The following is a 24356-nucleotide window of genomic DNA, read 5'->3' as shown; positions in this document are numbered from 1 at the left end:
AAATGAGTGAGGATTGGTAGCGTCTTCCACGCGGTTCACCCCACCTGGGCCCAGCGGCGCGCCTGGCCGCCGTCGCACACCCGCGCCTCAGTGTGCCGGCACGGTGCGGCCGCGGGCCCAGTCGCGCAGCGCCTGGACCTGCTCGGCCATCAGCACCGAGAGCGGGCGGGTGGTGCGGATCTCGCGCATCAGGCCGTCGGTGTCCAGGGCGCGGCCCTCGGCGTGTGCGGTGTACAGGCCCGAGACGATGGCCTGCTCGATCTCGGCGCCGGAGAAGCCGTCGCTGGCCGCGGCCAGCGCGGGCAGGGCGAAGTCCTCGGCCACCAGCCTGCGTCGGCCCAGATGCAGCCGCAGCAGCTCGACCCGCGTGTCGGCGTCGGGCAGGTCGACGAAGAAGATCTCGTCGAAGCGTCCCTTGCGCAGCAGCTCCGGCGGCAGTTCGTGGACCTGGTTGGCGGTGGCCACGACGAACACCGGCGCGCTGCGCTCGGCCATCCAGGTCAGCAGGCTGCCGAGCACGCGCCGGGACACGCCGCCATCCTCGCCACTCCCGCTGCTGGCCAGGCCCTTCTCGATCTCGTCGATCCACAGCACGCACGGCGCCAGCTGCTCGGCCGCGGCCAGCGCCTTGCGCAGGTTCTTCTCCGTCTCGCCGTGGTACTTGTCGTACAGCGCGCCCATGTCCAGGCGCAGCAGCGGCACGCCGAACCCGGCCGCGGTGGCCTTGGCCAGCATCGACTTGCCGCAGCCCTGCACCCCCAGCAGCAGCATGCCGCGCGGCGGGTCCAGGCCCGGCGGCGGCGTGGTGGAGGCGAACACGCTGCGGCGCTGGGCGATCCAGCGCTTGAGCCGGTCGGCGCCGGCCACCTCGTCCAGCCGCGTGCCGTCGTATTCGTACTGCAGCTGGCCGCCGCGGCCGAGCAGCTCGAACTTCAGCCTGGCCAGCTGCGGCAGATCGCCGGGGCCGAGCACGCCGTCGTCGTAGATCAGGTGGCGCGCGATGCGCCGCGCGTCGACCAGGTCCAGCCCGGCCAGGTTGCGGATGATCTGCTGGGCCGCGGCGGTGTCCACCTCGACCCGCCGCCCGCCGTTCTCGGCCGGGTAGGCGGCCACTTCCTCGCGCAGCATCTTCAGCAGCGCCGCCGCATCGGGCAGGCGCGGGCTGAAGCGCACCGCCAACGGCTCGAGCGTTTCGGGCAGCTCGACCCGGGCGCCGACCAGCACCACCACGTGCGGCTGGCAATGGCGGCGCTGGACGATGTCGCGCAGCTGGCGCTGGTGGCCGGCGTATTCCAGATACGGGGCGAAGTCGAGCAGCAGGTAGACGCCGCGCTGCTCGGCCGCCTTGATCGCCTGCAGGGCCGCACCGGCCTCGGGCGCGCCTTCGGCCGCATCCTCGCGGTCCATGTCCAGCCGGCGCAGGCCCTCGGTGGCCGACCAGCGATACAGCGCGCGCCAGACCTGGGCCAGAGACTGGCGGAACAGGTCCACCACCCGCGCCTCGTCCTGGGTCTCGATGACGATCAGCGGCGTTCCGGCGCGGATCAGCGCGGTCAGGTCCTTCAGCTCGCTCATGGGCACTCCTTGCGGGGCGAGCGAACATAGCAGAGCCCTGCCTCGCCACGGGCCGGAGGCCGGCTGGTGGCTTTCACGGCCGACGGTGTACGCTCCGGCTTCCCGGACGAGTGCGAAGGCGTGAGCGCATGAAGACCATCCTGGTCGCCAGTTCCAAGGGCGGTGCGGGCAAGACCACGGTGGCCACCAACCTGGCCGCGTATTACGCCCTGCAGGGCCAGCGCACGGTCCTGGTGGACGCCGATCCCCAGGAATCGGCCACGCGCTGGGCCCAGCGCCGCGCCGAGCTTCCCAGCGCCGTGCTGCCGCTCAGCGGCACCGGCAAGAAGTGGGCATCCAGGCTGCCGGCCGACACCCAGACCGTGATCGCCGACGGCCGCGCCGGCGCCATGGCCGATGAGCTGGAAGCGCTGCTGGACGCCGCCGATGCGGTGGTGGTGCCGGTACTGCCCTCCGGCCTGGACATCGAGGCCACCGTCGGCTTCCTCAACTCGCTGTCCAAGGTCCCGCGCGTGCACAAGCGCAAGCTGCCGGTGGGCCTGGTCCTCAACCGCGCCAAGCCCTGGACCCACACCGCCCAGCAGGCGCTGGAGATGATGGGGGAATGGCCCTATCCGGTGGTCGCCACGCTGCGCGATACCCAGGCCTATGTGGTCATGGCCGGACTGGGACGCAGCCTGTTCGATTACCACTCCCTGCAGGTGCGCGATCACCAGCAGGACTGGCAGCCGCTGCTCGCCTGGCTGGATGCGGTCTGATCACGCAGCCCCCGATAAGGTCGTCCCATGCGTGAACTCATCCTCCTGCGCCATGCCCATGCCGAGCCCGCCCTGCCCGGCCAGTCCGATTTCGACCGCCCGCTGGCCCCGCACGGCCAGGCCGAGGCCGAGGCGGCCGGCCGCTGGATCAAGGACCAGCGCCTGATCCCCGACCGCGTGCTGTGCTCGCCCGCGCGCCGCACCCGCGAGACGCTCGAAGCGGTGCTGGCCACCACCGGCTACGTCGAACAGCGCCTGGAACAGGCCATCTACGAGGCCACCGCCGGCACCCTGATCGGCCTGGCCGATGCGCACCGCGATGTCGACCGCCTGCTGCTGCTGGGCCATAACCCCGGCCTGGAACAGTTGGCGGCGCTGCTGCACAGCGGCAGCACCAGCGACTATCGCGGCATGCCCACCGGCTCGGTGGTCGTGCTGACCTTCGCCGAGGACGGCCCGATCGAACCGGGCGCGGCGAGCCTGTCGGCGTTCTGGTGGCCGTGAAGGCGAAGGCCTGGATCCGGTTCTGTCTCGGCGCCGGGCTGACCCTCTGCACCGCCGCCGCCGCGCAGTCGCGCACCATGCCGCTGGACAAGCAGCACACGCGGCTGGGCTTCGCGCTGTCCACGCGCTGGGGGCAGACGCTGGAAGGCAACTTCCCGCGCTACGACGGGGTGGTGCACGTGCTGCCCGACGGCCGACACCAGGTGACTCTGCACATGTACACCGCAGACGTGCAGATCGGCGACCATACGCGCTATGCGCAGTGGGCGCGCGGCAGCGCGTTCTTCGATGCGGAAAAATGGCCGGAAGTGGTGTTCGTGTCCTACCCCTATGACAGTGCGGTGCTCAAAGGCGGCGGCCAGCTCGAGGGTGAGCTGGTGATCCGCGGCATCCGCCGCCCGGAGACCCTCACGGTCACGCCCGAGCCTTGTGCGCGCCCTGGCGTGGACTGCGATGTGGTGCTGTCCGGCGAGGTGCGCCGCAGCGACTACGACATGGACGGCTTCCGGCTGGCGCTCAGCGACAAGGTGCAGTTCCTGCTGCGCGCGCGCGTGCAGGCACCGGAGCGGGAGCCCAAACCTTGAGAAAGCTGTTGGGGGCCTTCGCCCTGCTGCTGTCCCTGCTGGGCAGCGGTTGCGCCAGCCTGTCCCAGGCCGATCATGCACGCGCGGTGCAGATCGCCCAGGCCGCCCGCTCGCAGGTGATCGATTGCCAGGCCGCCAACGCCTGCGCCGAGCCTTCCGCGCTGCGCGATCTGGCCGACAAGGCGCGCGCCGATTCCACGCCCAAGGTGCCGCGCCACTACGCGCTGCTGCTGGACCGCGGCGAGGATTCGCTGCTGGCGCGGCTCAACCTGATCCGCTCCGCGCGCCACAGCATCGACGTGCAGACCTACATCTTCGACACCGACGACAGCGCGCGGCTGGTGCTGGACGAGCTGCTGGCCGCGGCGCGCCGCGGCGTGCAGGTGCGGGTGCTGATCGACCAGCTCACCGCCATTCCGAATCTGGACATGCTGGCGGCGCTGTCCGGCGCGCACCGCAACTTCGCCCTGCGCCTGTACAACCCGACCTTCAACCAGGCCGTGCCGGGCTACCTGGACTATGCGGCCAGCGTGGTGTGCTGTTTCCGGCGCTTCAACCAGCGCATGCATACCAAGCTGCTGCTGGTGGACGATGCGGTCGGCATCACCGGCGGGCGCAACTACCAGGACGACTATTACGACTGGGATTCGGAATACAACTTCCGCGACCGCGACGTGCTGATCGCAGGCCCGGAAGGCGCGGACATGGGGCGCAGCTTCGACCAGTTCTGGGAGGCGCCGCGCAGCATCCCGGCCGAGCGGCTCAGCGATGTCGGCCGCACGCTGCTCGAGAAAGGCGTGCCGCCGATGCCGCCGGAGGCGTTCAAGCGCCCCGACCGCGTCGCCGACATGGGCGCCGACGCCAGCGACCCGGAGGTGATCCAGCAGCGCCTGGTCGACCGCGCGCTGGAAGTGGGCACGGTCAGCTACGTGGCCGACACCCCGCGCAAGCATCGCGCCGATGATCCCGAGACCGCCGCGCCCTCGGACTGGGAGCTGGGCACGCTGCTGACCCGCGCGCAGGACGAGATCCTGATGCAGACGCCGTACCTGATCATGTCCAAGCAGGCCAAGCGCTTCTTCAAGGGCCTGCGCACGCGGCCGGTGCCGCCGACGGTGGTGGTGTCCACCAACAGCCTGGCCGCCACCGACAATCCGATCGTGTATTCGGTGTCGGCCAAGTACAAGCGCATGTACCTGCGCGAGCTCGGCTTCCAGCTTTACGAATACAAGCCGTTCCCGGCCGACGCGCCGGTGGACGTGGCCACGCTGCTGCCGGTGCCGCCGGTGGCGCTGCCCGGGCAGGAACCGGCACCGATGCCCGAGCAGGACGTGCCGCGCAGCACCGCCATCCGCACCTCGATGCCCGGCAGCCGGCCCTTCGGCATGGTGGACCGCGACGAGCAGCAGGATCGCGCCACGCGCCGCGCGCGCGAACGCAACCGCGTGGACCGGCGCCTGCAGCGCGCCGAGGGCCGGCCCTCGTTCCTCAGCAAGGGCCCGCACAGCGACCCGCTGCCGCTCAAGCGCGCCGGCGTGCGCATGGGCCTGCATGCCAAGTCGATGGTGATCGACGACGACATCGCGGTGATCGGCACGCACAACTTCGACCCGCGCTCGCTCGACTACAACACCGAGGCGGTGGTGGTGATCCCCAACCGCGCCTTCGCCCAGCAGCTGGAGCAGAGCATCCGCCGCGACATCGAGCCGGAGAACTCCTGGGTGATCGCGCCCCGGCCCAAGCCGGGCGTGTTCTCGGGGATCAACTACAGCCTGGACAAGGTGTCCTCGGCGCTGCCGGTGTTCGACATCTGGCCCTGGCGCTATGCCACCAGCTACGAATTCGTGCCCAGCGAACAGTGCCCGGGCCCGCTGCCGGTCAAGGATCCGATGTTCCACGCCTGCTACAAGTCGGTGGGCGATTTCCCCGAGGTGAGCATCGGGCCCAAGCGGCTGTACGCGCGCATCCTGATCGCCTTCGGCGCCGGCCTGGTGCCGATCCTCTGACGCTTCACGTTTTAGAAGGACACTGCCATGACTTTCCGCGTCCCCGTCGATATCGACGCGCTCAATGCCATGTCGGCCGGCAACCTAGTCGGCCACCTGGGCATCGTCATCACCGAGGCCGGCCCGGACTGGCTGCGCGGCACCATGCCGGTGGCCGCGCACACCCACCAGCCGTTCGGCCTGCTGCACGGCGGCGCCTCGGTGGTGCTGGCCGAGACGCTGGGCAGCCTGGCCGGCGGCCTGAGCGTGCTCGATCCCGAGCGGCACGCCGTGGTCGGCCTGGAGATCAACGCCAACCACATCCGCGGCGAGCGCGCCGGCACCGTCACCGGCACCGCGCGCGCGATCCATATCGGCCGCAGCACCCAGGTCTGGGACATCCGCATCGAGAACGAGCGCGGCAAGCCGGTGTGCGTTTCGCGCCTGACCCTGGCGGTGGTGCCCAAGCCGGCGGCCTGATCCGCCGCGCGGGCCGGGCGCCGGCCCGGCGCAACGCTGCTTCCGGCCGGCTGTTGTAGCCGGCCCCGGACCCATCCGGTATCTTGCCCGGATGAGTCCCTCCCCCTCTCTGGCGCCTGCTGCCCCCGGTGCCGGCCGCGCCTTCCGCTATCTGCTACGCACGCCGCTGCTGCTGATCCATGTGCTGGTCATGCTGCCGCTGCTGCTGCTGACCATGGTGCCGCTGTGGGCCGGCCTGCCGCTGCGCGGGCGCACGGTCAAGCAGTTCTCCGTCGAGCACTGGTCGGCCGCGCTGATGCGCATCTTCGGTTTCCGCCTGCGTCGCAGCGGCACGCCGCTGCAGGGGGCGGTGATGTTCGTCTCCAACCACGTCAGCTGGGTGGACATCGAGATGGTGCACAGCCAGCGCATGGTCGGCTTCGTGGCCAAGCAGGAGATCCGCGGCTGGCCGGTGGTGGGCTGGCTGGCGCAGCGCGGGGAGACGATTTTTCACCAGCGCGGCAGCACCGAGTCGCTGGGCGGGGTGATGGAAGCGATGCTGGAGCGGCTGAAGGAAGGCCGCCCGGTGGCGGTGTTCCCGGAAGGCCGCACCCGCGACGGCAGCGAGGTCGGCCCGTTCCACGCGCGCATCTTCCAGCCGGCGGTCGAGGCGGCCGTGCCGGTGCAGCCGGTGGCCCTGCGCTACGGCGTGCGCGGCGATGCGCAGCAGGTGGTGGCCTTCGGCCCGCACGAGAGCTTCTTCGCGAACTTTCTACGCCTGTTGGGCGAACCTTCGCGCGTGGCCGAGATCTGCTTCCTCGAACCCATCTTCCCCGACCAGGTCCAGGGCCGTCGGCAGATCGCCGACACCGCCCGGGCGCGCATCGTCGCGGCGATGGAGGCCTGAGCATGCTGGGCTTCGGCGCACGCGCGGGCCTGATGGGCGCCTCCCTGGCGCCGGCGCAGTCCGACGTGGGCCAGGCGCCGGTCAGCGCCAGCAGCTACGCGCCGCCGCGCTGGCTACGCAACGCGCATCTGCAGTCGATCCTGAGTTCGAGCGACCTGCGCCGCCGGCGCGGTCTGCGCCGGCTGCAGGCGATGGGCGCGGTCAGCACCGAGCACATCTTCGACGGCGGCGCCGGCGTGCGCCTGCAGGGCTGGCACAGCGTCGTGCCGGGCATGGAGGTGCGCGGCCTGGCGCTGCTGCTGCACGGCTGGGAGGGCAGTTCGGAATCCAGCTACATGCGCATGACCGCCGCCAGCCTGCTCGAGGCCGGCTACGAGGTGGTGCGGCTGAATTTCCGCGACCACGGCCAGACCCACCACCTCAACGAGGACATCTTCCACTCCTGCCTGCTGCCCGAGGTGCTGCACGCGGCCTGCGATGTGGCGCAGCGGTTCCCGTCGCGGCCGATGGTCGCGGCCGGTTACTCGCTTGGCGGCAACTTCGCGCTGCGGGTGGCGCTGCGCGCGCCGGCGTTCGGGCTGCCGCTCAAGGCCGTGGCCGCGGTGTGCCCGGTGCTGGACCCGCAGTCCACGCTGACCGGGATGGAGCAGGGCCTGCCGCTGTACCACTGGTACTTCCAGCGCAAGTGGCGCCATTCGCTGGAGATCAAGCGCCAGCTGTTCCCCGAGCGCCATGTCTACGACGACACGGTGCTGTCGTTGAGCGTGCGCGAGCTGACCCGCTGGATGGTCGAGCACGAGACCGACTTCGGCACGCTGGAGAACTATCTGGACGGCTATTCCATCGCCGGCAACCGGCTGGCGGAGATGACCGTGCCGGCGCACATCCTGATGGCCCAGGACGATCCGGTGATTCCCTTCGCCGACTTCGCCCGCTGGCAGCTGCCGGCCAGCGTGGCGCTGGAAGTGGCGCGCTGGGGCGGCCATTGCGGCTTCATCGAGAACGCGCACTGCGACGGGTTCGGCGAGCGCTGGGTGACCGATCGGCTCACCCGCGACTAGCGTCCGCGCCGCGCCCGGCGCGCCGTCTTCCCAGCTTCCCTTCGATACGGAGACTTGCCATGCGCATCCATAGCGACAGTTTCGCCAACGGCGCCCCGATCCCGGCCGAGTTCGCCGGCGGCGACGCCCAGGGTTTCGCGCCCGACCGCAATCCGCACCTGGCCTGGGAGCAGGCGCCGGCCGGCACGCGCAGTCTCGCGCTGCTCGTGGTCGATCCGGACGTGCCGACGGTGCCGGAGACCACCAACCGCGACGACATGGAGGTGCCGGCCGACCAGCCGCGGCAGGACTTCTATCACTGGGTGATGGTTGACATCCCGGCCCAGGTGCAGGCGCTGGCCGCGGGCAGCTGCGCCGACGGTTTCGTCGCCGGCGGCAAGCGCACGCCTGAGGGTCCGTCCGGCGCGCGCCAGGGGCTGAACGACTACACCGGCTATTTCGAGGGCAATGCGCAGCTGGCCGGGCAGTACTTCGGCTACGACGGGCCTTATCCGCCGTACAACGATGCGCGCCTGCATCACTACCATTTCCGGTTGTACGCGCTGGACCTTGAGCGCGTGCCGGTGGAGGGCGCGTTCACCGGGCAGGACGTGCTGAAGGCGATCGAAGGCCATGTGCTGGGGCAGGCCGAGTGGGTCGGCACTTACACGCTCAACCCCAAGCTGGCGGGCTGAGTTGTCTGCGTCTGTTGCGAAGAATGTTCTTCTCTCGAGTGACGGGTCGCGGCGCCTGGCGTTCTTGGCTTCGGCAGGGCAGCGGTCCGGCGGGCGGCGGCCGCTTGTCCCTCAATCAGGGCATCCTGCCCTGATTCGGGCGCTCGGCGTCCTGCCTCGCTAGGCGCGGCCACCGCCCGCCGACCCGCTGCCGCGCGCGTCAGGTCACAGCGCTTCGGTTTGCGCGGTCGTTCGAGACCCTCGCCCATGCGCAGAGCGCGATCAGCGAAGGGAAGGGCTTGGACTTGAGGCCCCCTCCCTTGCGCGTAGCGCAGGGGAGCTCGAAGTCGCGGCTAGCGACTGAGGGGGAGGGGTCGGGGCTTTCCCGGGAAAGCCACCGAAGCAAGAGCAAGAGCAAAAGCACCCCACCCCGGCCCTCCCCTTCGCCTGCGGCGAAAGGGAGGGGGCAGAGCGCTTGCTCAATGCCTTCGTGGGAAGAAGTCCTGATCTGCACGCTCGCGGAGCCTCGACCCGGCCGGGCGCGCGGAGAGCGGGCCATGGATGGCGGACCGAGCCGAGGAGCCGTGCCCGGCCGGGTCGAGGCTGGTCGGCGAAGTGAGCTCAAGCCTCAGCGCTCGTGTCATCGACAGACCTGGGTGATGCGCTCCCGCAAGAAAAAAAGCCCGCGCATCGCGCGGGCTTTTCGTTCCATCGGTTGCCGCGCTCAGGCGCCGCTGGGCAGGAACAGCAGCAGGGCCACGCCCAGCACGATGCGATACACCGCAAAGCCGGTGTAGCGGTGGGACTTGATGAAACCCAGCAGCCAGCGCACCACGATGAAGCCGGTCACCGCCGCGGCCAGGAAGGCCACCGCCACCGCGGTCCAGTCGACCTGGCCCAGCTGTCCGTCCTTGGCCAGCTCCAGGAAGGTGTAGCCGCTGGCGGCGAACATGGTCGGGATGCCGACCAGGAAGGCGAATTCGGTCGCCGACGAGCGCCGGCTGGTGCCGGCCAGCATCGCGATGAAGATCGCGGCGGCCGAGCGCGAGGTGCCGGGGAACACGCCGGCCACCACCTGCGCCAGGCCGACCAGCACGGCCACCGTCCAGGTCACGTTGGGGCTGTCGCCGCGGCGCTCGGCCAGGCGTTCGGCCACGATCATCCAGAGGCCGCCGATGATCAGCGCCCAGGCCACCGGGGTCACCGTCTCGGGCAGCGCCCAGCCCAGCTTGCGCACCGCCAGGCCCACCACCGCGGTCACCAGGAAGGCGGTGCCGAGCTTGAACAGGTAGTCGCGCTGGACCGGATCGCGCCAGCCCAGCGCCAGGCTCACCAGCCGCTGCCGGAACACCAGCACCACCGCGATGATCGCGCCGGCCTGGATGACGATGTTGAAGAAATCGGTCTGCCGCGGCAGCCAGTGCTGGGCGATCAGCAGGTGCCCGGTGCTGGAGATGGGCAGGAATTCGGTCAGGCCTTCGAGGATGCCGAGCAGCAGCGCGGCCAAGAGTTCGGACATGGATAGGGCGCAACGTGGGGGAGGCCGAAGCATAAGGCGAATCGCATTTGCACGCTTTAGGTGCTAGTTTCAGTCGATGCACCTTCAAAGTGCATCCGGTTGGTGCGCGGCGTGAAGAGGATGTAGAGAAAACAGGGACTTAGCGCGCCCTCCGGGTTGGCACGCGGCTTGCGATAAGGCCGTCACACATTCCACCTCACCACCGATTCGAGGAGCAAAGATGTCCGTCGACAAAGTCGAAAAGCTGATCAAGGACTCCAAGGCGGAGTTCGTCGACCTGCGTTTCGTTGACCTGCGCGGCGTGCAGCAGCACGTGACTTTCCCGGCGAGCATCGTCGAGCCCAGCCTGTTCGAGGAAGGCAAGATGTTCGACGGCAGCTCCATCGCCGGCTGGAAGGGCATCAACGAATCGGACATGGTCCTGATGCCCGACGCCGACACGGCCTATCTGGATCCGTTCTACGCCGATCCGACCATCAACCTGACCTGCGACGTGCTGGACCCGGCGACGATGACCTCGTACCTGCGCTGCCCGCGCGGCGTGGCCAAGCGCGCCGAGGCCTATCTGCAGTCCTCGGGCATCGCCGATGTGGCCTTCTTCGGCCCGGAGCCGGAGTTCTTCATCTTCGACTCGGTGCGCTTCGCCAACGAGATGGGCAACACCTTCTTCAAGATCGACTCCGAAGAGGCGGCCTGGAACAGCGCGGCCAAGTACGAAGGCGGCAACAGCGGCTACCGTCCGGGCGTGAAGGGCGGTTACTTCCCCGTCCCGCCGACCGATTCGCTGCACGACATCCGCGCCGAGATGGTCAAGACCCTGGAGCAGGTCGGCATCGAGACCGAGGTGCACCACCACGAGGTGGCCACCGCCGGCCAGTGCGAGATCGGCACCAAGTTCAACACGCTGGTGAAGAAGGCCGACGAGCTGCTGATGATGAAGTACATCATCAAGAACGTGGCCTTCCGCAACGGCAAGACCGCCACCTTCATGCCCAAGCCGATCGTCGGCGACAACGGCAGCGGCATGCACGTACACCAGTCGCTGGCCAAGGGCGGCACCAACCTGTTCTCCGGCGACGGCTACGGCGGCCTGTCGCAGATGGCGCTGTGGTACATCGGCGGCATCTTCAAGCACGCCAAGGCGATCAACGCCTTCGCCAACTCGGGTACCAACAGCTACAAGCGCCTGGTACCGGGCTTCGAGGCGCCGGTGATGCTGGCCTACTCGGCGCGCAACCGCTCGGCCTCGTGCCGCATCCCGTGGGTCAACAGCCCGAAGGCGCGCCGCATCGAGATCCGCTTCCCCGATCCGCTGCAGTCCGGCTACCTGACCTTCACCGCGCTGATGATGGCTGGCCTGGACGGCATCAAGAACCAGATCGACCCGGGCGCGGCCTCGGACAAGGATCTCTACGATCTGCCGCCGGAAGAAGAGAAGCTGATCCCGCAGGTCTGTTCCTCGCTGGACCAGGCCCTGGCCGCGCTGGACGCCGACCGCGACTTCCTCAAGGCCGGCGATGTGTTCTCCGACGACCTGATCGACGGCTACATCGACCTGAAGATGCAGGAAGTCACCAAGTTCCGCGCGGCGACCCATCCGCTCGAGTACCAGCTGTACTACGCCAACTGAGCAAACGCGGCGATGGCGGTGGGTCCCCCCTCCCACCCACTGCCATCGCTGCACCTCATCTGAGCGCTTCCGGTGCACGGCCGACCGAAGCCGCAATGCCACGCTGGGGCGGCCGTGAACCATGCAGTGCTGGGGACGCGTCATCGAAGACGCCCATGGGCCGCACGCCCTCCCTCCCACGTCGTACGCACGGGTCCTTGCTCCCGCGCGCTCGACGCGGCCCTTGGGCGCTTCATCGTGGCGCCGGCGCGATGCCGGCGACCACCTTCGATTCGGCCTATCGCGCCGCTCTTTTGTCCGGCCCCGCGCCGGGCGCTCCAACCATCATCGGGGAATGTGCATGAAACTGATCACCGCCATCATCCGCCCCTTCAAGCTGGACGAAGTCCGCGAGGCGCTGTCGCAGACAGGCGTCTCGGGCATCACCGTCACGGAAGTGAAGGGCTTCGGCCGCCAGAAGGGCCACACCGAGCTGTATCGCGGCGCCGAGTACGTCGTGGATTTCCTGCCGAAGATCAAGATCGAAACCGTCGTCACCGAAGAGCGTCTGGATGCGGTCATCGAGGCCATCCAGCAGGCCGCCGGCACCGGCAAGATCGGTGACGGCAAGATCTTCGTGACCACGATCGACCAGGTCATCCGCATCCGCACCGGCGAAGTCGGCGCCGACGCGCTCTAACCCTTCCGGAGAGACCCCCCATGAAGACTCGTCTGCTCTCCGCCCTGACCACCCGCCTGCAGGTGCTGTGCGCGGCCGCCGCGCTGGGCCTGCTGGCCGCCGGTATCGTGTCCACCGTCGCCGCGCAGGAAGCCACCGCGCCTGCCGCCACGGAAGCCCCGGCCACCACCGCCCCGGCGGACGCCGCGCCTGAACCGGTCGCTGCCCCGTCCGCCGCCGCGGCCACGGCCGCACCGGCCGCCGAGATCGTCGACAAGGGCGACGTGGCCTGGATGCTGACCTCCACGCTGCTGGTGCTGATGATGGTCGTGCCCGGCCTGGCGCTGTTCTACGGCGGCATGGTGCGCGCCAAGAACGTGCTCTCGGTGCTGATCCAGGTCATCACCGTGTTCTCGCTGATCGCCATCCTGTGGGTCGCCTACGGCTACAGCCTGGCCTTCTCGGGCGACGGCAAGTGGATCGGCAATCTGGACAAGCTCTTCCTCAAGGGCGTGACCACCGAGACGCTGGCAGCCACCTTCACCAAGGGCGTCAGCCTGCCCGAGCAGGTGTTCGTCTGCTTCCAGCTGACCTTCGCCGGCATCACCGGCGCGCTGATCGTCGGCGCCTTCGCCGAGCGCGTGAAGTTCGCCGCGGTGCTGCTGTTCGCGCTGATCTGGTTCACGGCCGGCTATCTGCCGATCGCGCACATGGTCTGGGCGACCGGCGGCTTCCTGTTCGAGCGCGGCGCGCTGGACTTCGCCGGCGGCACGGTCGTGCACATCAATGCCGGTGTCGCCGGTCTGGTGGGCTCGTACTTCGTCGGCAAGCGCATCGGCTTCGGCCAGGTCGCGCTGCGGCCGCACAACGTCACCTACACCTTCGTCGGTGCGGCGCTGCTGTGGGTGGGCTGGTTCGGCTTCAACGCCGGTTCCAACCTGGAAGCCAACGCCGGCGCGGCGCTGGCCTTCCTCAACACGATGCTGGCGACCGCCGCGGCGATCCTGGCCTGGGCGCTGGCCGAGAAGCTGTTCAAGGGCAAGTCCTCCGCCCTGGGCGTGGCCTCCGGTGCGGTGGCCGGCCTGGTCGGCATCACCCCGGCCTGCGGCACGGTGGGTCCGTTCGGCGCGATCGCCATCGGCGCCATCGCCGCGTTCGTGTGCGTGTGGGGCGTCACCGGCCTGAAGAAGCTGCTCAAGGCCGACGACACGCTGGACGTGTTCGGCGTGCACGGCATCGGCGGCATCGTCGGCGCCATCCTGACCGGCGTGTTCTCGGCCGCGTCGCTGGGTGGGGTGAAGGGCGATGGTTACTCCATCCCGCACCAGGTGCTGATCCAGATCGAGGGCGTGGCGATCACCGTGGCCTGGATCGGCGTGGTGTCCATCGTGGGCTTCGCGATTGCCAAGCTGGTGTTCGGCCTGCGCGTGAGCGAGGACGCCGAGCGCGAGGGCCTGGACATCACCTCGCATGGCGAGGCGGCCTACGAGGCCTGACCGCGCCCGGCGGCGGCATTGCACTAAGATGGTGCAATGCTGCCGCCGGACTCCACGGACCCGCTTCCCGAACCCCCGGAACGCGCTGTGAGCGAGATTCCCACCCCGGACGCGCTGAGCACGCCGGTGGCCTGGGCCGATTCCGCCGGCACGGTCCTGGGCGTCAATGCCGCCTTCGCGCGCTGGCTGGGTGTCAGCCAGCGCCGCCTGGTCGGACGCCCCCTGGCCGCATTGGAAATGGATGGCGATGCCATGGCCCGTTTTCTCCGCAATACCGACCGCGACCTGCTGCGCCTGCACCGGGTCGCCCTGGGCTTCCCCGGCGGGGCCGCGCGCTTCGCCGAGGGCTGGCTCTCGCGTGCCGACGCCGGCGGCTGGCTGCTGGAAGCCCATCCGGTCGACGACTTCCCCGCGCTGGACCCGGCCCAGGCCATGCCCAGCGCGCTGGCCGCCGCCCTGCGCGGCCTGGCCCACGAACTGCGCAACCCGCTGGCCGGCCTGAAGGGCGCCGCGCAGCTGCTCTCGCGCCGCGCGCAGAACCGCGCGGACAACGAGGACGAACGCGCCCTGATCGGCCTGATCGAGTCCGAGGCCGAGCGGCTCAACGCCCTGCTGGACCGGCTGCTGTCGCCGACCTCGCAGCGCCCGCACGCCGCGCTCAACATCCACGCCGTGCTCGAGCGCGTGCTGCGCCTGGCCGAGGCCGAGGGCGCCTGGCACGGCCGCCTGCAGCGCGATTACGACCCCAGCCTGCCGGAGCTGCACGGCGACGCCGACCGCCTGACCCAGGCGGTGTGGAACCTGGTCGGCAACGCCATGCAGGCCGGCGCCGCGCTGATCACCCTGCGCACCCGCGTCGAGCACGGGCTGCGCATCCACGATCAGCTGCATGCCCGCGCGCTGCGGCTGGAGATCATCGACGACGGCCGCGGCGTGCCCGAGGAGCTGGCCGAGCACCTGTTCCTGCCGCTGGTCAGCGGCCGCGCCGAAGGCAGCGGCCTGGGCCTGGCGCTGGCCCAGCAGGTGGCGCGCGAGCATCGCGGCTCGCTGGGCTTCCGCTCGCGCCCGGGGCACACCGTCTTCACCCTGTTGCTGCCGCAATCGCGCGATGCCGGCGAGGAGGGACGCCATGCCCACTGAGGAAAGCCAGCGCATCTGGGTCGTCGACGACGACCGCTCGGTCCGCTTCGTGCTGGCCACCGCGCTGCGCGACGCGGGCTACGACGTGGACGGCTTCGACAGCGCCGCCTCGGCGCTGCAGGCACTGGGCACGCGCGGCGTGCCGGACCTGCTGTTCACCGACGTGCGCATGCCCGGCGAGGACGGCCTCAAGCTGCTGGACCGGCTCAAGCACGCGCATCCGAGCCTGCCGGTGATCGTGATGTCGGCCTATACCGATGTGGCCAGCACGGCAGGCGCGTTCCGCGGCGGTGCGCAGGAGTTCCTATCCAAGCCCTTCGACCTGGACGATGCGGTGGCCCTGGCCGCGCGCGCGCTACCCAGCCTGGAGCCCAGCGAGGCCGCCGTCGCCGAACCGGTGGCGGAGACGCGCAACGGCACGCCGGAGCTGATCGGCGACACGCCGGCCATGCGCGGGCTGTTCCGCGCGATCGGCCGCCTGGCGCAGGCGCCGCTGTCGGTGCTGGTCACCGGCGAGACCGGCACCGGCAAGGAGCTGGTCGCGCGCGCCCTGCACAACGAGTCCCCGCGCGCGCGCAAGCCGTTCGTGGCGCTCAACACCGCGGCCATTCCGGCCGAGCTGTTGGAAAGCGAGCTGTTCGGCCATGAGGCTGGCGCGTTCACCGGTGCGCAGCGGCGCCACATCGGCCGCTTCGAACAGGCCGACGGCGGCACGCTGTTCCTGGACGAGATCGGCGACATGCCGCTGCCGCTGCAGACGCGGCTGCTGCGCGTGCTGGCCGAGGGAGAGTTCTTCCGCGTCGGCGGGCGCGAGCTGATCCGCGTGGACGTGCGCGTGATCGCCGCCACCCACCAGGACCTGGAAGGCCTGGTGCAGGCCGGCCGCTTCCGCGCCGACCTGCTGCATCGCCTCGACGTGGTGCGCCTGCAGCTGCCGCCGCTGCGCGAGCGTCGCGGCGACGTGTCGCGCCTGGCCGAGAACTTCCTGGCCCAGGCCTGCGCCAAGCTCGGCATGCCGGCCAAGCGCGTGGCCCCGTCCGCGCGCGAGGCGCTGCGCGCGCACGACTGGCCCGGCAATGTGCGCGAGCTGGAGAACGTGTGCTGGCGCCTGGCCGCGCTGGCGCCGTCGGACACCATCACCGTGGGCGATGTCGAACAGGCCCTGCCGCATGGCGCCAGGTCGTCCACGCGCGATGCCGCCGACTGGGACGCGCTGCTCGGCCAGTGGGCGCGCGCGCGCCTGGCCGAAGGTGCCGATGGCCTGCACGCCGAGGCGCGCACGCGCTTGGACCGCGCCCTGCTGGAAGCGGCGTTGCAGTTCACCAACGGGCGTCGTGCCGATGCCGCCGCAAGGCTGGGCGTGGGCCGCAACACGATCACGCGCAAGCTGGGTTCCGGGCGCCGTCGCAGCTGATCGCGTGCGGGCAGGGACGGCGATGCGATGACGCGATGGTCACCGCGCCGCCGCGCGCTTGGCGCCCAACTTCATTGCAACTGAACGCCGCCGCCGATAGCGTGGCGGCCCGATGCCTCACCACCGCTTCCATCGCCTGCTGCTGCCGGCCCTCGCCTCGGGCGCGGCGCTGGCGCTGTCGGCCTGCAGCAGCGCACCGGCGCCCAAGCCCGCGCCTCCGGTCGTCGTGCCCGCCCAGGCGACGGTCCACGAGGCACAGGCGATCATGCGCTCGGCCTCGGCCAGCCTGGTCAGCGGCAAGCTGACGCTGAGCCCGGTGGCCGGCGGCGTGCGCATCGCCGGCACCATCGGCGGCCTGCCGCCGTCGGGGCGTTTCGGCTTCCATGTGCACGAGGTCGGCGACTGCAGCGCGGTCGATGCCAGCAGCGCCGGCGGACATTTCAATCCCACCCACCAGCCGCACGGCAACGCCAAGATCGGCGCCCACCATGCCGGCGACATGGACAACCTCACCTCCGATCTGGAAGGCGTGGCCCGGGTCGATACGCGTCTGGGCGAGGTCACCCTGGGCGGCGGCGCGCCCAACGACATTCTCGGCCGCGCGCTGGTGGTGCATGCAGACCCCGACGACTACGCCACCCAGCCGGCGGGCAAGTCCGGTGCGCGGGTGGCCTGTGGCGTGATTCAGGCGATCCGTTGACCGCGTGCCTCATGGCGCGCATTCCCTAGACGCAACACGAGGAGCGTTCCGATGAAGCGACTGACCCAAACCCTGCTGTGTGCCGCCACCGTGCTGGCCCTGGCCGCGTGCAACAAGTCCGAACCCGAGGCCGCGCCCGCGCCGGTGAGCGATCCGGCGGCCAGCTCGGCCCCGGCCGAGAACACGCCGCCGCCGAGCTCGCCGGCCACCACCGCCATGGCCTCGGCCAAGGCCACGCTCAAGCCGACCCAGGGCAACAAGGTCGCAGGCGAGCTGAACTTCATGGCGATGGAAGGCGGCGTGCACGTCACCGGCACGCTGACCGGCCTGACCCCGGGCGAGCACGGCTTCCACATCCACGAGAAGGGCGACTGCAGCGCGCCGGACGGCAGCAGCGCCGGCGGGCACTTCAATCCCGACGGCGTGGATCACGGCCAGGTCACCGCGCCGACCCACCACGCCGGCGACAGCAACAACATCACCGCCGACGCGCAGGGCAACGTGACCATCGACCAGATGCTCTCGGCCAATACCGACATCGGCAAGGGCGACAAGTACGACATCGTCGGCAAGGGCGTGATCGTCCACGAGAAGCCGGACGACTACAAAACCCAGCCGACCGGCGATGCCGGTGGCCGCCTGGCCTGCGGCGTGATCGAGGCTGCGCCGGCGGCGATGTAAGCCGCGCCATCGCGGGCGGCGCGATGCGTCCGCCCGTGAGGTCCGCAGGAAGAAAGAAGGCGCCCACTGGGCGCCTTCTCTTTTGCACAGGCAGGAAAGCCGCCTTCAGCTGCGCAGGTGCGCGCAGAGGTCGCCCTCGCCCGGGCAGTGCACGTAGGTGACCGGGATGCCGTGCGCCTCGAGCACCGCGGCCAGCTGGCGCTTGCGCATCAGATAGTGCTCGTAGGCGCGGGCCAGGCGCTCGGGCTCGTCGGTGCCTGGCGTATTGCGCGACTTCCAGGTAGCCGCGTCCAGCAGCGCCATCTGTACCTGGCCGTCGGCATAGCGCAGCAGCGGTTCGGGCGGCGCGTCCAGCCACTGCTCCTCGTCCGGCGCTAGCAGCGCGGTCTCGATCACCGGCCACAGGCCCTCCAGGTGCTGGTGCTGGTACTGCAGCGCCATCATCGCGGCCAGGTCGTGCAGGGTCATGAAGCGCACATGCTCGACCTTGGCGCCCAGCCCGTCCTGCAGCTGCAGCGCAGTGTCGGCGCCGGCCATGCCGCGTTCGATCAGCACCTCTTCCAATGCCTCGCCGACCGCATCGACATCTTCCGGCGTGCCGCTGAGCAGGAACGGCAGCACGCGCAGCGCGCCGCCGGTGAGGTCCGGGTCGGCCTGGAACGGCATCGGCACCTGGCCATCGCTGGCCGCGCCGAAGGCGATTACGCGCGGGCCCTGGTCGCGTCCCGGCGCGCGCTGGCGCAGCTCGTCCAGGCGGCGGTGCAGCGGCCAGCCGGGACGCAGCGCCTCGGCGGGGTCGAAGTGCGCGGCGGCCAGGGTCAGCTCCAGCGCGGTCACCTGCGGCACCAGGCCGGCCAGGTCGCGGGCGATCTTTTCGGCCAGCGCGCCGGCCTCGGCCTGGGGCAGGGCCGGCTGCCGCGGCGGGGCGCCGCCGGCCAGCTCAAGAGCGATCAGGCCCATCACCTGCGCGGTTTCGTTGGGGTGGGTCATGGAAGAAACGGCAAGGCCAATGCAATCTGTCGGCATTCTAGCCACCTGCCGGGTGACCGCCGCGACACGATGAACGCGCACGTGCTGTTCACGGCGCAGCAGAGAAGGTCGTTGACGCGCAATGACAGGCGTCGAACGACGCCGCTACACTTCCACCATACGCCTGCGCATGTGCGGGTCTCCCTTGAACATGGCCGTCCACCGAGGTCTTCCCATGCCAGTCGCCCGTCCCGTCGCCATCCTCGGCGGCGTTCGCATCCCCTTCTGCCGCCAGAACACCGCGTATTCGGATGTCGGCAACCTGGGCATGTCGGTGCGCACCTTGGGCGCGCTGGTCGAGCGCTTCGGCCTGCACGGGCAGACCCTGGGCGAGGTGGCCATGGGCGCGGTGATCAAGCACTCCAGCGACTGGAACCTGGGCCGCGAGGCCGCGCTGTCCTCCGGCCTGTCGCCGCTGACCCCGGGCATCACCCTGCAGCGCGCCTGCGGCACCAGCCTGGACACCATCGCCCACATCGGTAACAAGATCGCGCTGGGGCAGATCGAGGCGGGCATCGGTGGCGGTTCGGACACCACTTCGGACGTGCCGATCGTCTACGGCAAGAAGCTGCGCGCACGCCTGCTCGAGGTCAACCGCGCCAAGACGCCCAAGGACAAGGCGCGGGCCCTGCTCAAGGGCTTCCGCTTTTCTGAGCTCAAGCCCGAGTTCCCCGGCGTGGGCGAGCCGCGCACCGGCAAGTCGATGGGCGAGCACTGCGAGGACATGGCCAAGGAGTGGAACATCTCGCGCGATTCGCAGGACGCCTGGGCGGTGTCCTCGCACAAGAAGCTGGCCGCAGCCTATGAGCGCGGCTTCTTCGACGATCTGATCGTGCCGTTCCGCGGGGTGAGCCGCGACAACATCCTGCGCCCGGACACCTCGCTGGAGAAGCTGGCCACGCTCAAGCCGGCGTTCGACAAGACTTCCGGTCGCGGCACGCTGACCGCCGCCAACTCCACGCCGCTGACCGATGGCGCGGCGGCGGTGCTGCTGTCCAGCGATGAATGGGCGGCCGCGCATGGCCACACGCCGCTGGCCTATCTGAAGGACGTGCAGAGCGCGGCGGTGGATTTCGTTCACGGCGAGGGCCTGCTGATGGCGCCGACCGTGGCCGTGCCGCAGATGCTGGCGCGCCATGGCCTGAGCCTGCAGGACTTCGACATCTACGAGATCCACGAGGCCTTCGCCGCGCAGGTGCTGTGCACGCTGCGCGCGTGGGAGAGCGAGGAGTACTGCACCCATCGCCTCGGCCTGCCCGGTCCGATGGGCCGCATCGATCCGGAGAAGATCAACCCCAACGGCTCCTCGCTGGCCGCGGGCCATCCCTTCGCCGCCACCGGCGCGCGCATCATCGGCACGGTCGCCAAGGAGCTGGCCCAGCGCGGCGGCGGCCGCGCGCTGGTGTCGATCTGCACCGCCGGCGGCATGGGCGTGGTCGCCATCGTCGAGCGCTGAGGGGCTGCTCCGCTTTTCCCCGCTAATCGCAGCAAGTGTTGGGGGAGCAACTGTTTCATCAAACCCCGCAGCCACCTTCCTGTAGAGCGGAGCTTGCTCCGCTGGGGCCGTCCCCACGAACCGAACGAAGAGCAGCGGAGCAAGCTCCGCTCTACAGGTAGGAGCGCCATGGCGATGCGGCTTTCCCGGGAGAACCCTCGCCGCCATGGCGGCTCCCACCGAGCCCGATCCCGAGCGGGCAGGGGCCACAAGCACGACCAAGTACTAGCGTGCCCCTGAATGCCGCTTCCGAGGCACGTGTCCGTGCCCACAGCGCACGCGCCGCTGACTGGAATTCGGCAAGGCAGGTGCGGCATGCACCGGCTGCCAGGCGCATCATGTCCAGGCCCTCCCCCCGTTTGCCGGCGCGCGCATGACCTCGCGCGGGCCGCCGCGTGTCGCCTTGGACGATTCACCCGCTTCCCTGACGCCTGCAGATGCCGCCGCCGCGGTGCCTTCGCGCCTCACCCGCCGCGTGCTGAGCGTCGTGGTGTTCAACTTCGTCGGCTATTTCTGCGTCGGTTTGCCGCTGGCGGTGGTGCCGGGCTTCGTCCACACCACGCTGGGCTACGGCACGGTGCTGGCCGGCCTGGCAGTGAGCCTGCAGTACGTCGCCACCCTGCTCAGCCGCACCGTGGCCGGGCGCCTGTGCGACCGGCGCGGGCCGAAGGTCTCGGTGCTGCTGGGCCTGGGCGCGTGCGCGCTGGCGGGCGCCTGCACCGCGGCCGCCGCGCTGATGGTGGCCTGGCCGGCGGACAGCCTGGCGGTGCTGTTCGTCGGGCGCCTGCTGTTGGGCTGCGGCGAAAGCCTGATCACCACCGCCACGATCATCTGGGGGATCGGCGCGGTCGGTGCGATCCATACCGGCCGGGTGATCTCGTGGAACGGCGTCACCACCTACGGCGCGCTGGCCCTGGCGGCCCCGGTCGGCGTGGCGCTGGGGCAGCGCTTCGGTCTGGCCGCGCTGGGCGCGCTGACCGTCGTGCTGGCGCTGGCTGCCCTGGCCTGCGTGCTGCCGCGGCACGGCGTGTGGCCGGTGCCGGGCGAACACATCCCGGCCCGCCGCGTGCTGGCGCGGGTCCTGCCGTTCGGGCTGTGCCTGGGGCTGGCGTCGGTGGGGTTCGGTGCGATCACCGCCTTCATCGCGTTGTACTACGCCCAGCGCGGCTGGCCGCACGCGGCGCTGGCGATGACGCTGCTGGGGGCGACCTTCGTCTCGGTGCGGCTGGTCTTCCCGCGCGCGATCGACCGCCACGGCGGCTATCGCGTGGCGGTGGTCTCGCTCTGCGTGGAGGCCGCCGGCCTGCTGTGCATCTGGCTGGCGCCGCTGCCGGCCCTGGCCGCGGTGGGCGCGGCGATCACCGGCGCGGGCTTCGCCCTGGTGTTCCCGTCGCTGGGCAGGGAAGCGGTGCGCCGGGTCAGCGACAGCAACCGTGGCACCGCGCTGGGGCTGTACTCGCTATTCCTGGACCTGGCGCTCGCGATCACCGGCCCGCTGGCGGGCGCGCTCGCGCTGGCCTGGCGCTTCGGCGCGATCTACCTGCTGGCCGGCGTCGCGGCGCTGACCGCGGCAGCGGCCAGCGCGCTGCTGGCGCGCAGGGCAGGTGGGACGCTGCGCTGACTCCACGTTCCGTGCCCGTGCGCAGCGGCGTGTTCGACGAAACCAAGGCGAGCCGAACGGATGCGACGGCGAGCGAGCTCTGCGTTGATGCGTCGCTTGCGTAACCAGTTCAAGCCGCGTCATCCGCGCGGCTGACGCATCACTCGGGCAGGCGCGGCAGGCCGTGTTCGTCGCGGGTCTCGGTGACGGCCTGGTCGTGGATCTGCTGGCGCAGGTCGCGGTCGGGCGCGGTGGCGGGCAGTTCGCCGCGCTGGGCGGCCAGGGCGTTGGCGTAGCTGCGGCGGGCGAGCAGATCCTCGCCGGCAGCGGCGTAGCCGTGGCCCAGTTCCTCCCAGGCTTCGGCGCCGCCGCCCTGGGCCAGGGCGCGGTGCAGGAACTCCTGCGCCTGCGGCCACTGCCCTTGCTGGCGCGCCAGCCGGGCCAGGGTCAGCAGCAGCGCCGGGCTGTCGGAATGGGCCTGCAGCCAGCGCTGGGCACTGGCCCGGCGCGAATCGAGCTTGCCCACCGGCAGGCGGCCGTAGAGGGCGATCAGGTCTTCGTCCCAGCGGCTGTCCAGCGCATGTTCCAGGGCATGGGTGGCCGCATCGTCCCAGCGCAGCGCGGCGGCGCGGGTGGCGTAGGCGGCCACCACGGCGCGTTCGGTGCGCAGGGCCTTGGGCACCAGTTCCCAGCGCTCGGCCAGCGCATTGGCGTCGCCGGCCTGCTCCAGCGACTGCGCGGCCAGGCGCGTTTCCAGCTGGGCATAGTCCGGGGCCGACAGCGCCTTGTGCTGGCGCAGCGGGCCGAGCAGGCCCCAGGCATCGCCGGCGCGGCCGACCTCGGCCAGGGCCTGCGCGCGCAGCGCCAGGCCGCGCGGCGGCAGCGGCTGGGCGCCGGGTGCGTCCAGGGCGACCAGCGCCTGGGTCGGCATGCCGGCGGCCAACGCATCGTCGGCCAGCAGCAGGGCGTGGGCGGTGGGATCGCGCTGGGCCAGGGCCTGCAGATGGCGCTCCAGGGCCGGCGCGTCGGCGCGCGCCTGCGCGGCGCGGACCGCGGCGATGCGCGCCGCGCTGCCGACCTCGGGGTCCTGGGCGGCGCGGTCCAGCAGCTTCTCCGCCCGCAGCCAATGGCCGTGCTGGACCGCTTCCAGGCCTTCGATCAGCTGGGCGCGGGCGCGCTTGCGGCGATGCCGTCCCCAGGCGCGGAAGGGCAGGGCCAGCAGAGTCCAGACGATCCACAGCAGCACGGCGGCGAGGACCAGCGCCAGGATCGCCCCCGGCACGGTGGCGGTGACGTCGTAGCCGCCCACGCGCACGAACACCTCGCCCCAGTCGCGGACCTCGTCGCGCGCCAGCCACTGCGCGCCGAAAACGCCCAGGGCGACCAGGACCAGCACGATCACGACAAGACGCAGGATCTTCATGGCGTGGTCTCCGTTGGGGCCGGCGCGGTGGGCGCCGATGGCGGAGGGGGTGCCGGCACCGGTGCCGGCGGCACCGGTGCGGCGCCGGTCGCCTTGCCGCGCTGGGCCTGCAGTTGGGCCAGGGTGCTGCCCAGTTCGGGAATCTGCGGCTGCAGTGGCAGGGCCGCGATCTGCCGCAGCTGGCGCTCCAGCGCATTGGCCTGCGGCGTGGCCGGCCACAGCCGCGGGATCCAGCCGGCCGCGCGCAGCGCCGCGGCGCGGAAGCCCGCCGTGTCGTTGCGCTCGGCGGCGGCGCGGGCCAGGGTGAGTTCCAGCTGCAGGGCGTTGTCGAAGGCGGCGCGCTGGGCCGGCACCACCGCCACGCGCGCGCCGCTGGGACGCACGTCGACCAGCGGCGCGAGCACGCGCTGCCAGGCCGGGCGCGCGCCCGGATCGACCGGCACCTGGCGCGGCAGCTGGGCCAATGCCGCGCTGGCGGCGTCGAGCTGCTGCAGGGCCTGGGCCTTCGGGCCGGCGCCCAGGCGCAGGACCGCGGCGCGCTCCTGTTCCAGCGACTGCTTGAGATTGAGCACGCGCGGGTCGTCCAGGCCGGCCAGGGTGTCGGCAGCCAGGGCGTAGGCCTGCTGCGCACCGGGCAGGTCGCCGGCGATGTTCAGGCGCTGGGCGGCCAGCTGCAGCTCCAGCTGGGTCTGGTCCAGGCGCAGGGCGGTGGCGCCCTGGCGGGTGGAGTCGGCCAGCTTGGCTACGGTGTCTTCCAGCAGGGCGCCGCGCTGGCTTAGGCCGAGCATTTCATCGCGCAGCACGCGGTTGGTGGCGGCCGCGTCCTGGATGCGCTCGCCCTGGGCGCGGGCATCGCCGCGCAGGACATCGATGCGCTGGTCCAGCGCGGCCAGCTGGCGCTGGATCTGGCCTTCCTGCGCGGCGCGCCAGCCCTGCCATTGCTGCCAGCCGTACCAGCCCGCCGCCGCCAGGGCGGCGATGAGCAGCAGCACGATCAGGGCGGGCCAGATGCGGCGGCGCGGGCGCGTGTCGGACTCGGCGCTGGCGATGGCATCGTTCAAGGGGGGCACTCCAACAAAGAAGCC

22 protein-coding genes are annotated in these 24356 nt (G+C 70.9%); 17 read left to right on the top strand and 5 right to left on the bottom strand.

The window, feature by feature from the left end:
• Positions 1-87 precede the first annotated feature (87 nt).
• Positions 88-1575, bottom strand: coding sequence for an AAA family ATPase (locus MWN52_RS18590; RefSeq protein ID WP_286575827.1), 1488 nt, complete (start codon positions 1573-1575; stop codon positions 88-90).
• 128 nt (positions 1576-1703) lie between these two features.
• Between MWN52_RS18590 and MWN52_RS18585 the strand changes: the two genes are divergently transcribed.
• The 8 genes from MWN52_RS18585 to MWN52_RS18550 all read left to right on the top strand — a co-directional run bounded on the left by MWN52_RS18585 (position 1704) and on the right by MWN52_RS18550 (position 8507).
• Positions 1704-2333 (top strand): ParA family protein, encoded by a 630-nt coding sequence (locus MWN52_RS18585; protein WP_130520805.1) that lies wholly within the window; start codon positions 1704-1706, stop codon positions 2331-2333.
• Between the two features lie 27 nt (positions 2334-2360).
• The gene (locus MWN52_RS18580) at positions 2361-2837 is read left to right on the top strand and encodes a SixA phosphatase family protein (protein ID WP_130520807.1); all 477 of its coding nucleotides are present in this window, start codon (positions 2361-2363) and stop codon (positions 2835-2837) included.
• Positions 2828-3421 (top strand): YceI family protein, encoded by a 594-nt coding sequence (locus tag MWN52_RS18575; RefSeq protein ID WP_228257928.1) that lies wholly within the window; start codon positions 2828-2830, stop codon positions 3419-3421. The genes MWN52_RS18580 and MWN52_RS18575 overlap by 10 nt, the downstream gene beginning before the upstream one ends.
• On the top strand, positions 3418-5427 hold the full coding sequence (locus MWN52_RS18570; protein ID WP_235871734.1) for a phospholipase D family protein: 2010 nt from the start codon (positions 3418-3420) through the stop codon (positions 5425-5427). The genes MWN52_RS18575 and MWN52_RS18570 overlap by 4 nt, the downstream gene beginning before the upstream one ends.
• 27 nt (positions 5428-5454) lie before the next feature.
• The gene (locus MWN52_RS18565) at positions 5455-5886 is read left to right on the top strand and encodes a hotdog fold thioesterase (protein ID WP_130520809.1); all 432 of its coding nucleotides are present in this window, start codon (positions 5455-5457) and stop codon (positions 5884-5886) included.
• Between the two features lie 91 nt (positions 5887-5977).
• A complete protein-coding gene (locus MWN52_RS18560) occupies positions 5978-6772 on the top strand; it encodes a lysophospholipid acyltransferase family protein (RefSeq protein ID WP_130520811.1) in 795 nt (264 codons plus the stop codon).
• A 32-nt stretch (positions 6773-6804) separates the two neighbouring features.
• A complete protein-coding gene (locus MWN52_RS18555; RefSeq protein WP_286577795.1) occupies positions 6805-7833 on the top strand; it encodes a YheT family hydrolase in 1029 nt (342 codons plus the stop codon).
• A gap of 59 nt (positions 7834-7892) precedes the next feature.
• Positions 7893-8507 carry a YbhB/YbcL family Raf kinase inhibitor-like protein gene (locus MWN52_RS18550; protein WP_286575826.1) on the top strand — a complete coding sequence of 205 codons (615 nt, stop codon included), beginning with the start codon at positions 7893-7895 and terminating at the stop codon, positions 8505-8507.
• 703 nt (positions 8508-9210) lie between these two features.
• Here the strand turns inward: MWN52_RS18550 and MWN52_RS18545 are convergent.
• Positions 9211-10005 (bottom strand): undecaprenyl-diphosphate phosphatase, encoded by a 795-nt coding sequence (locus MWN52_RS18545; RefSeq protein WP_130524618.1) that lies wholly within the window; start codon positions 10003-10005, stop codon positions 9211-9213.
• 220 nt (positions 10006-10225) lie between these two features.
• Between MWN52_RS18545 and glnA the strand changes: the two genes are divergently transcribed.
• From glnA to MWN52_RS18510, 7 genes are all read left to right on the top strand, one after another.
• Positions 10226-11635 carry a type I glutamate--ammonia ligase gene (gene glnA, locus MWN52_RS18540; RefSeq protein WP_130520817.1) on the top strand — a complete coding sequence of 470 codons (1410 nt, stop codon included), beginning with the start codon at positions 10226-10228 and terminating at the stop codon, positions 11633-11635.
• Between the two features lie 340 nt (positions 11636-11975).
• Positions 11976-12314 (top strand): P-II family nitrogen regulator, encoded by a 339-nt coding sequence (locus MWN52_RS18535; protein WP_130520819.1) that lies wholly within the window; start codon positions 11976-11978, stop codon positions 12312-12314.
• 20 nt (positions 12315-12334) lie between these two features.
• Positions 12335-13789: an ammonium transporter gene (locus MWN52_RS18530; protein WP_286575825.1), complete on the top strand. Its 1455-nt coding sequence runs from the start codon at positions 12335-12337 to the stop codon at positions 13787-13789.
• Between the two features lie 36 nt (positions 13790-13825).
• A complete protein-coding gene (locus MWN52_RS18525) occupies positions 13826-14929 on the top strand; it encodes a two-component system sensor histidine kinase NtrB (RefSeq protein ID WP_286575824.1) in 1104 nt (367 codons plus the stop codon).
• Positions 14919-16343, top strand: coding sequence for a nitrogen regulation protein NR(I) (gene ntrC / locus MWN52_RS18520; protein WP_130520823.1), 1425 nt, complete (start codon positions 14919-14921; stop codon positions 16341-16343). Before MWN52_RS18525 ends, ntrC begins: the two co-directional genes overlap by 11 nt.
• Before the next feature lie 112 nt (positions 16344-16455).
• Complete coding sequence (locus tag MWN52_RS18515; protein ID WP_130535364.1) at positions 16456-17043, top strand: superoxide dismutase family protein; 588 nt, start codon at positions 16456-16458, stop codon at positions 17041-17043.
• 51 nt (positions 17044-17094) lie between these two features.
• Complete coding sequence (locus MWN52_RS18510; protein WP_130520827.1) at positions 17095-17724, top strand: superoxide dismutase family protein; 630 nt, start codon at positions 17095-17097, stop codon at positions 17722-17724.
• A 105-nt stretch (positions 17725-17829) separates the two neighbouring features.
• On the opposite strand, the gene MWN52_RS18505 is transcribed toward MWN52_RS18510, so the two are convergent.
• Positions 17830-18714 carry a hypothetical protein gene (locus MWN52_RS18505; protein WP_130520829.1) on the bottom strand — a complete coding sequence of 295 codons (885 nt, stop codon included), beginning with the start codon at positions 18712-18714 and terminating at the stop codon, positions 17830-17832.
• A 214-nt stretch (positions 18715-18928) separates the two neighbouring features.
• Here MWN52_RS18505 and MWN52_RS18500 point away from each other — a divergent pair, with 214 nt between their 5' ends.
• Together MWN52_RS18500 and MWN52_RS18495 are read left to right on the top strand one after the other, a co-directional pair.
• The gene (locus MWN52_RS18500) at positions 18929-20209 is read left to right on the top strand and encodes an acetyl-CoA C-acetyltransferase (RefSeq protein ID WP_130524622.1); all 1281 of its coding nucleotides are present in this window, start codon (positions 18929-18931) and stop codon (positions 20207-20209) included.
• 490 nt (positions 20210-20699) lie between these two features.
• The gene (locus MWN52_RS18495; protein WP_286575823.1) at positions 20700-21869 is read left to right on the top strand and encodes an MFS transporter; all 1170 of its coding nucleotides are present in this window, start codon (positions 20700-20702) and stop codon (positions 21867-21869) included.
• A 139-nt stretch (positions 21870-22008) separates the two neighbouring features.
• On the opposite strand, the gene MWN52_RS18490 is transcribed toward MWN52_RS18495, so the two are convergent.
• Positions 22009-23271, bottom strand: coding sequence for a heme biosynthesis HemY N-terminal domain-containing protein (locus MWN52_RS18490; RefSeq protein WP_306994934.1), 1263 nt, complete (start codon positions 23269-23271; stop codon positions 22009-22011).
• The gene (locus MWN52_RS18485) at positions 23268-24332 is read right to left on the bottom strand and encodes a uroporphyrinogen-III C-methyltransferase (protein ID WP_425608056.1); all 1065 of its coding nucleotides are present in this window, start codon (positions 24330-24332) and stop codon (positions 23268-23270) included. The genes MWN52_RS18490 and MWN52_RS18485 overlap by 4 nt, the downstream gene beginning before the upstream one ends.
• Positions 24333-24356: the final 24 nt, after the last annotated feature.

Origin of the sequence: Pseudoxanthomonas winnipegensis (genome assembly GCF_030322905.1) — a bacterium.
Taxonomy (GTDB): Bacteria; Pseudomonadota; Gammaproteobacteria; order Xanthomonadales; family Xanthomonadaceae; genus Pseudoxanthomonas_A; species Pseudoxanthomonas_A winnipegensis.
The sequence above is the reverse complement of the archived record's forward strand: the minus strand, read 5'-3'. Positions and strand labels throughout refer to the sequence as shown.

What these genes read in the sequence shown, in the direction of transcription:
- MWN52_RS18590 (WP_286575827.1), bottom strand. Translation starts at nt 1,575, where the DNA reads ATGAGCGAGCTGAAGGACCTGACCGCGCTGATCCGCGCCGGAACGCCG.
- MWN52_RS18585 (WP_130520805.1), top strand. Translation starts at nt 1,704, where the DNA reads ATGAAGACCATCCTGGTCGCCAGTTCCAAGGGCGGTGCGGGCAAGACC.
- MWN52_RS18580 (WP_130520807.1), top strand. Translation starts at nt 2,361, where the DNA reads ATGCGTGAACTCATCCTCCTGCGCCATGCCCATGCCGAGCCCGCCCTG.
- MWN52_RS18565 (WP_130520809.1), top strand. Translation starts at nt 5,455, where the DNA reads ATGACTTTCCGCGTCCCCGTCGATATCGACGCGCTCAATGCCATGTCG.
- MWN52_RS18560 (WP_130520811.1), top strand. Translation starts at nt 5,978, where the DNA reads ATGAGTCCCTCCCCCTCTCTGGCGCCTGCTGCCCCCGGTGCCGGCCGC.
- MWN52_RS18555 (WP_286577795.1), top strand. Translation starts at nt 6,805, where the DNA reads ATGGGCGCCTCCCTGGCGCCGGCGCAGTCCGACGTGGGCCAGGCGCCG.
- MWN52_RS18550 (WP_286575826.1), top strand. Translation starts at nt 7,893, where the DNA reads ATGCGCATCCATAGCGACAGTTTCGCCAACGGCGCCCCGATCCCGGCC.
- MWN52_RS18545 (WP_130524618.1), bottom strand. Translation starts at nt 10,005, where the DNA reads ATGTCCGAACTCTTGGCCGCGCTGCTGCTCGGCATCCTCGAAGGCCTG.
- glnA (WP_130520817.1), top strand. Translation starts at nt 10,226, where the DNA reads ATGTCCGTCGACAAAGTCGAAAAGCTGATCAAGGACTCCAAGGCGGAG.
- MWN52_RS18535 (WP_130520819.1), top strand. Translation starts at nt 11,976, where the DNA reads ATGAAACTGATCACCGCCATCATCCGCCCCTTCAAGCTGGACGAAGTC.
- MWN52_RS18530 (WP_286575825.1), top strand. Translation starts at nt 12,335, where the DNA reads ATGAAGACTCGTCTGCTCTCCGCCCTGACCACCCGCCTGCAGGTGCTG.
- MWN52_RS18525 (WP_286575824.1), top strand. Translation starts at nt 13,826, where the DNA reads ATGCTGCCGCCGGACTCCACGGACCCGCTTCCCGAACCCCCGGAACGC.
- ntrC (WP_130520823.1), top strand. Translation starts at nt 14,919, where the DNA reads ATGCCCACTGAGGAAAGCCAGCGCATCTGGGTCGTCGACGACGACCGC.
- MWN52_RS18515 (WP_130535364.1), top strand. Translation starts at nt 16,456, where the DNA reads ATGCCTCACCACCGCTTCCATCGCCTGCTGCTGCCGGCCCTCGCCTCG.
- MWN52_RS18510 (WP_130520827.1), top strand. Translation starts at nt 17,095, where the DNA reads ATGAAGCGACTGACCCAAACCCTGCTGTGTGCCGCCACCGTGCTGGCC.
- MWN52_RS18505 (WP_130520829.1), bottom strand. Translation starts at nt 18,714, where the DNA reads ATGACCCACCCCAACGAAACCGCGCAGGTGATGGGCCTGATCGCTCTT.
- MWN52_RS18500 (WP_130524622.1), top strand. Translation starts at nt 18,929, where the DNA reads ATGCCAGTCGCCCGTCCCGTCGCCATCCTCGGCGGCGTTCGCATCCCC.
- MWN52_RS18490 (WP_306994934.1), bottom strand. Translation starts at nt 23,271, where the DNA reads ATGAAGATCCTGCGTCTTGTCGTGATCGTGCTGGTCCTGGTCGCCCTG.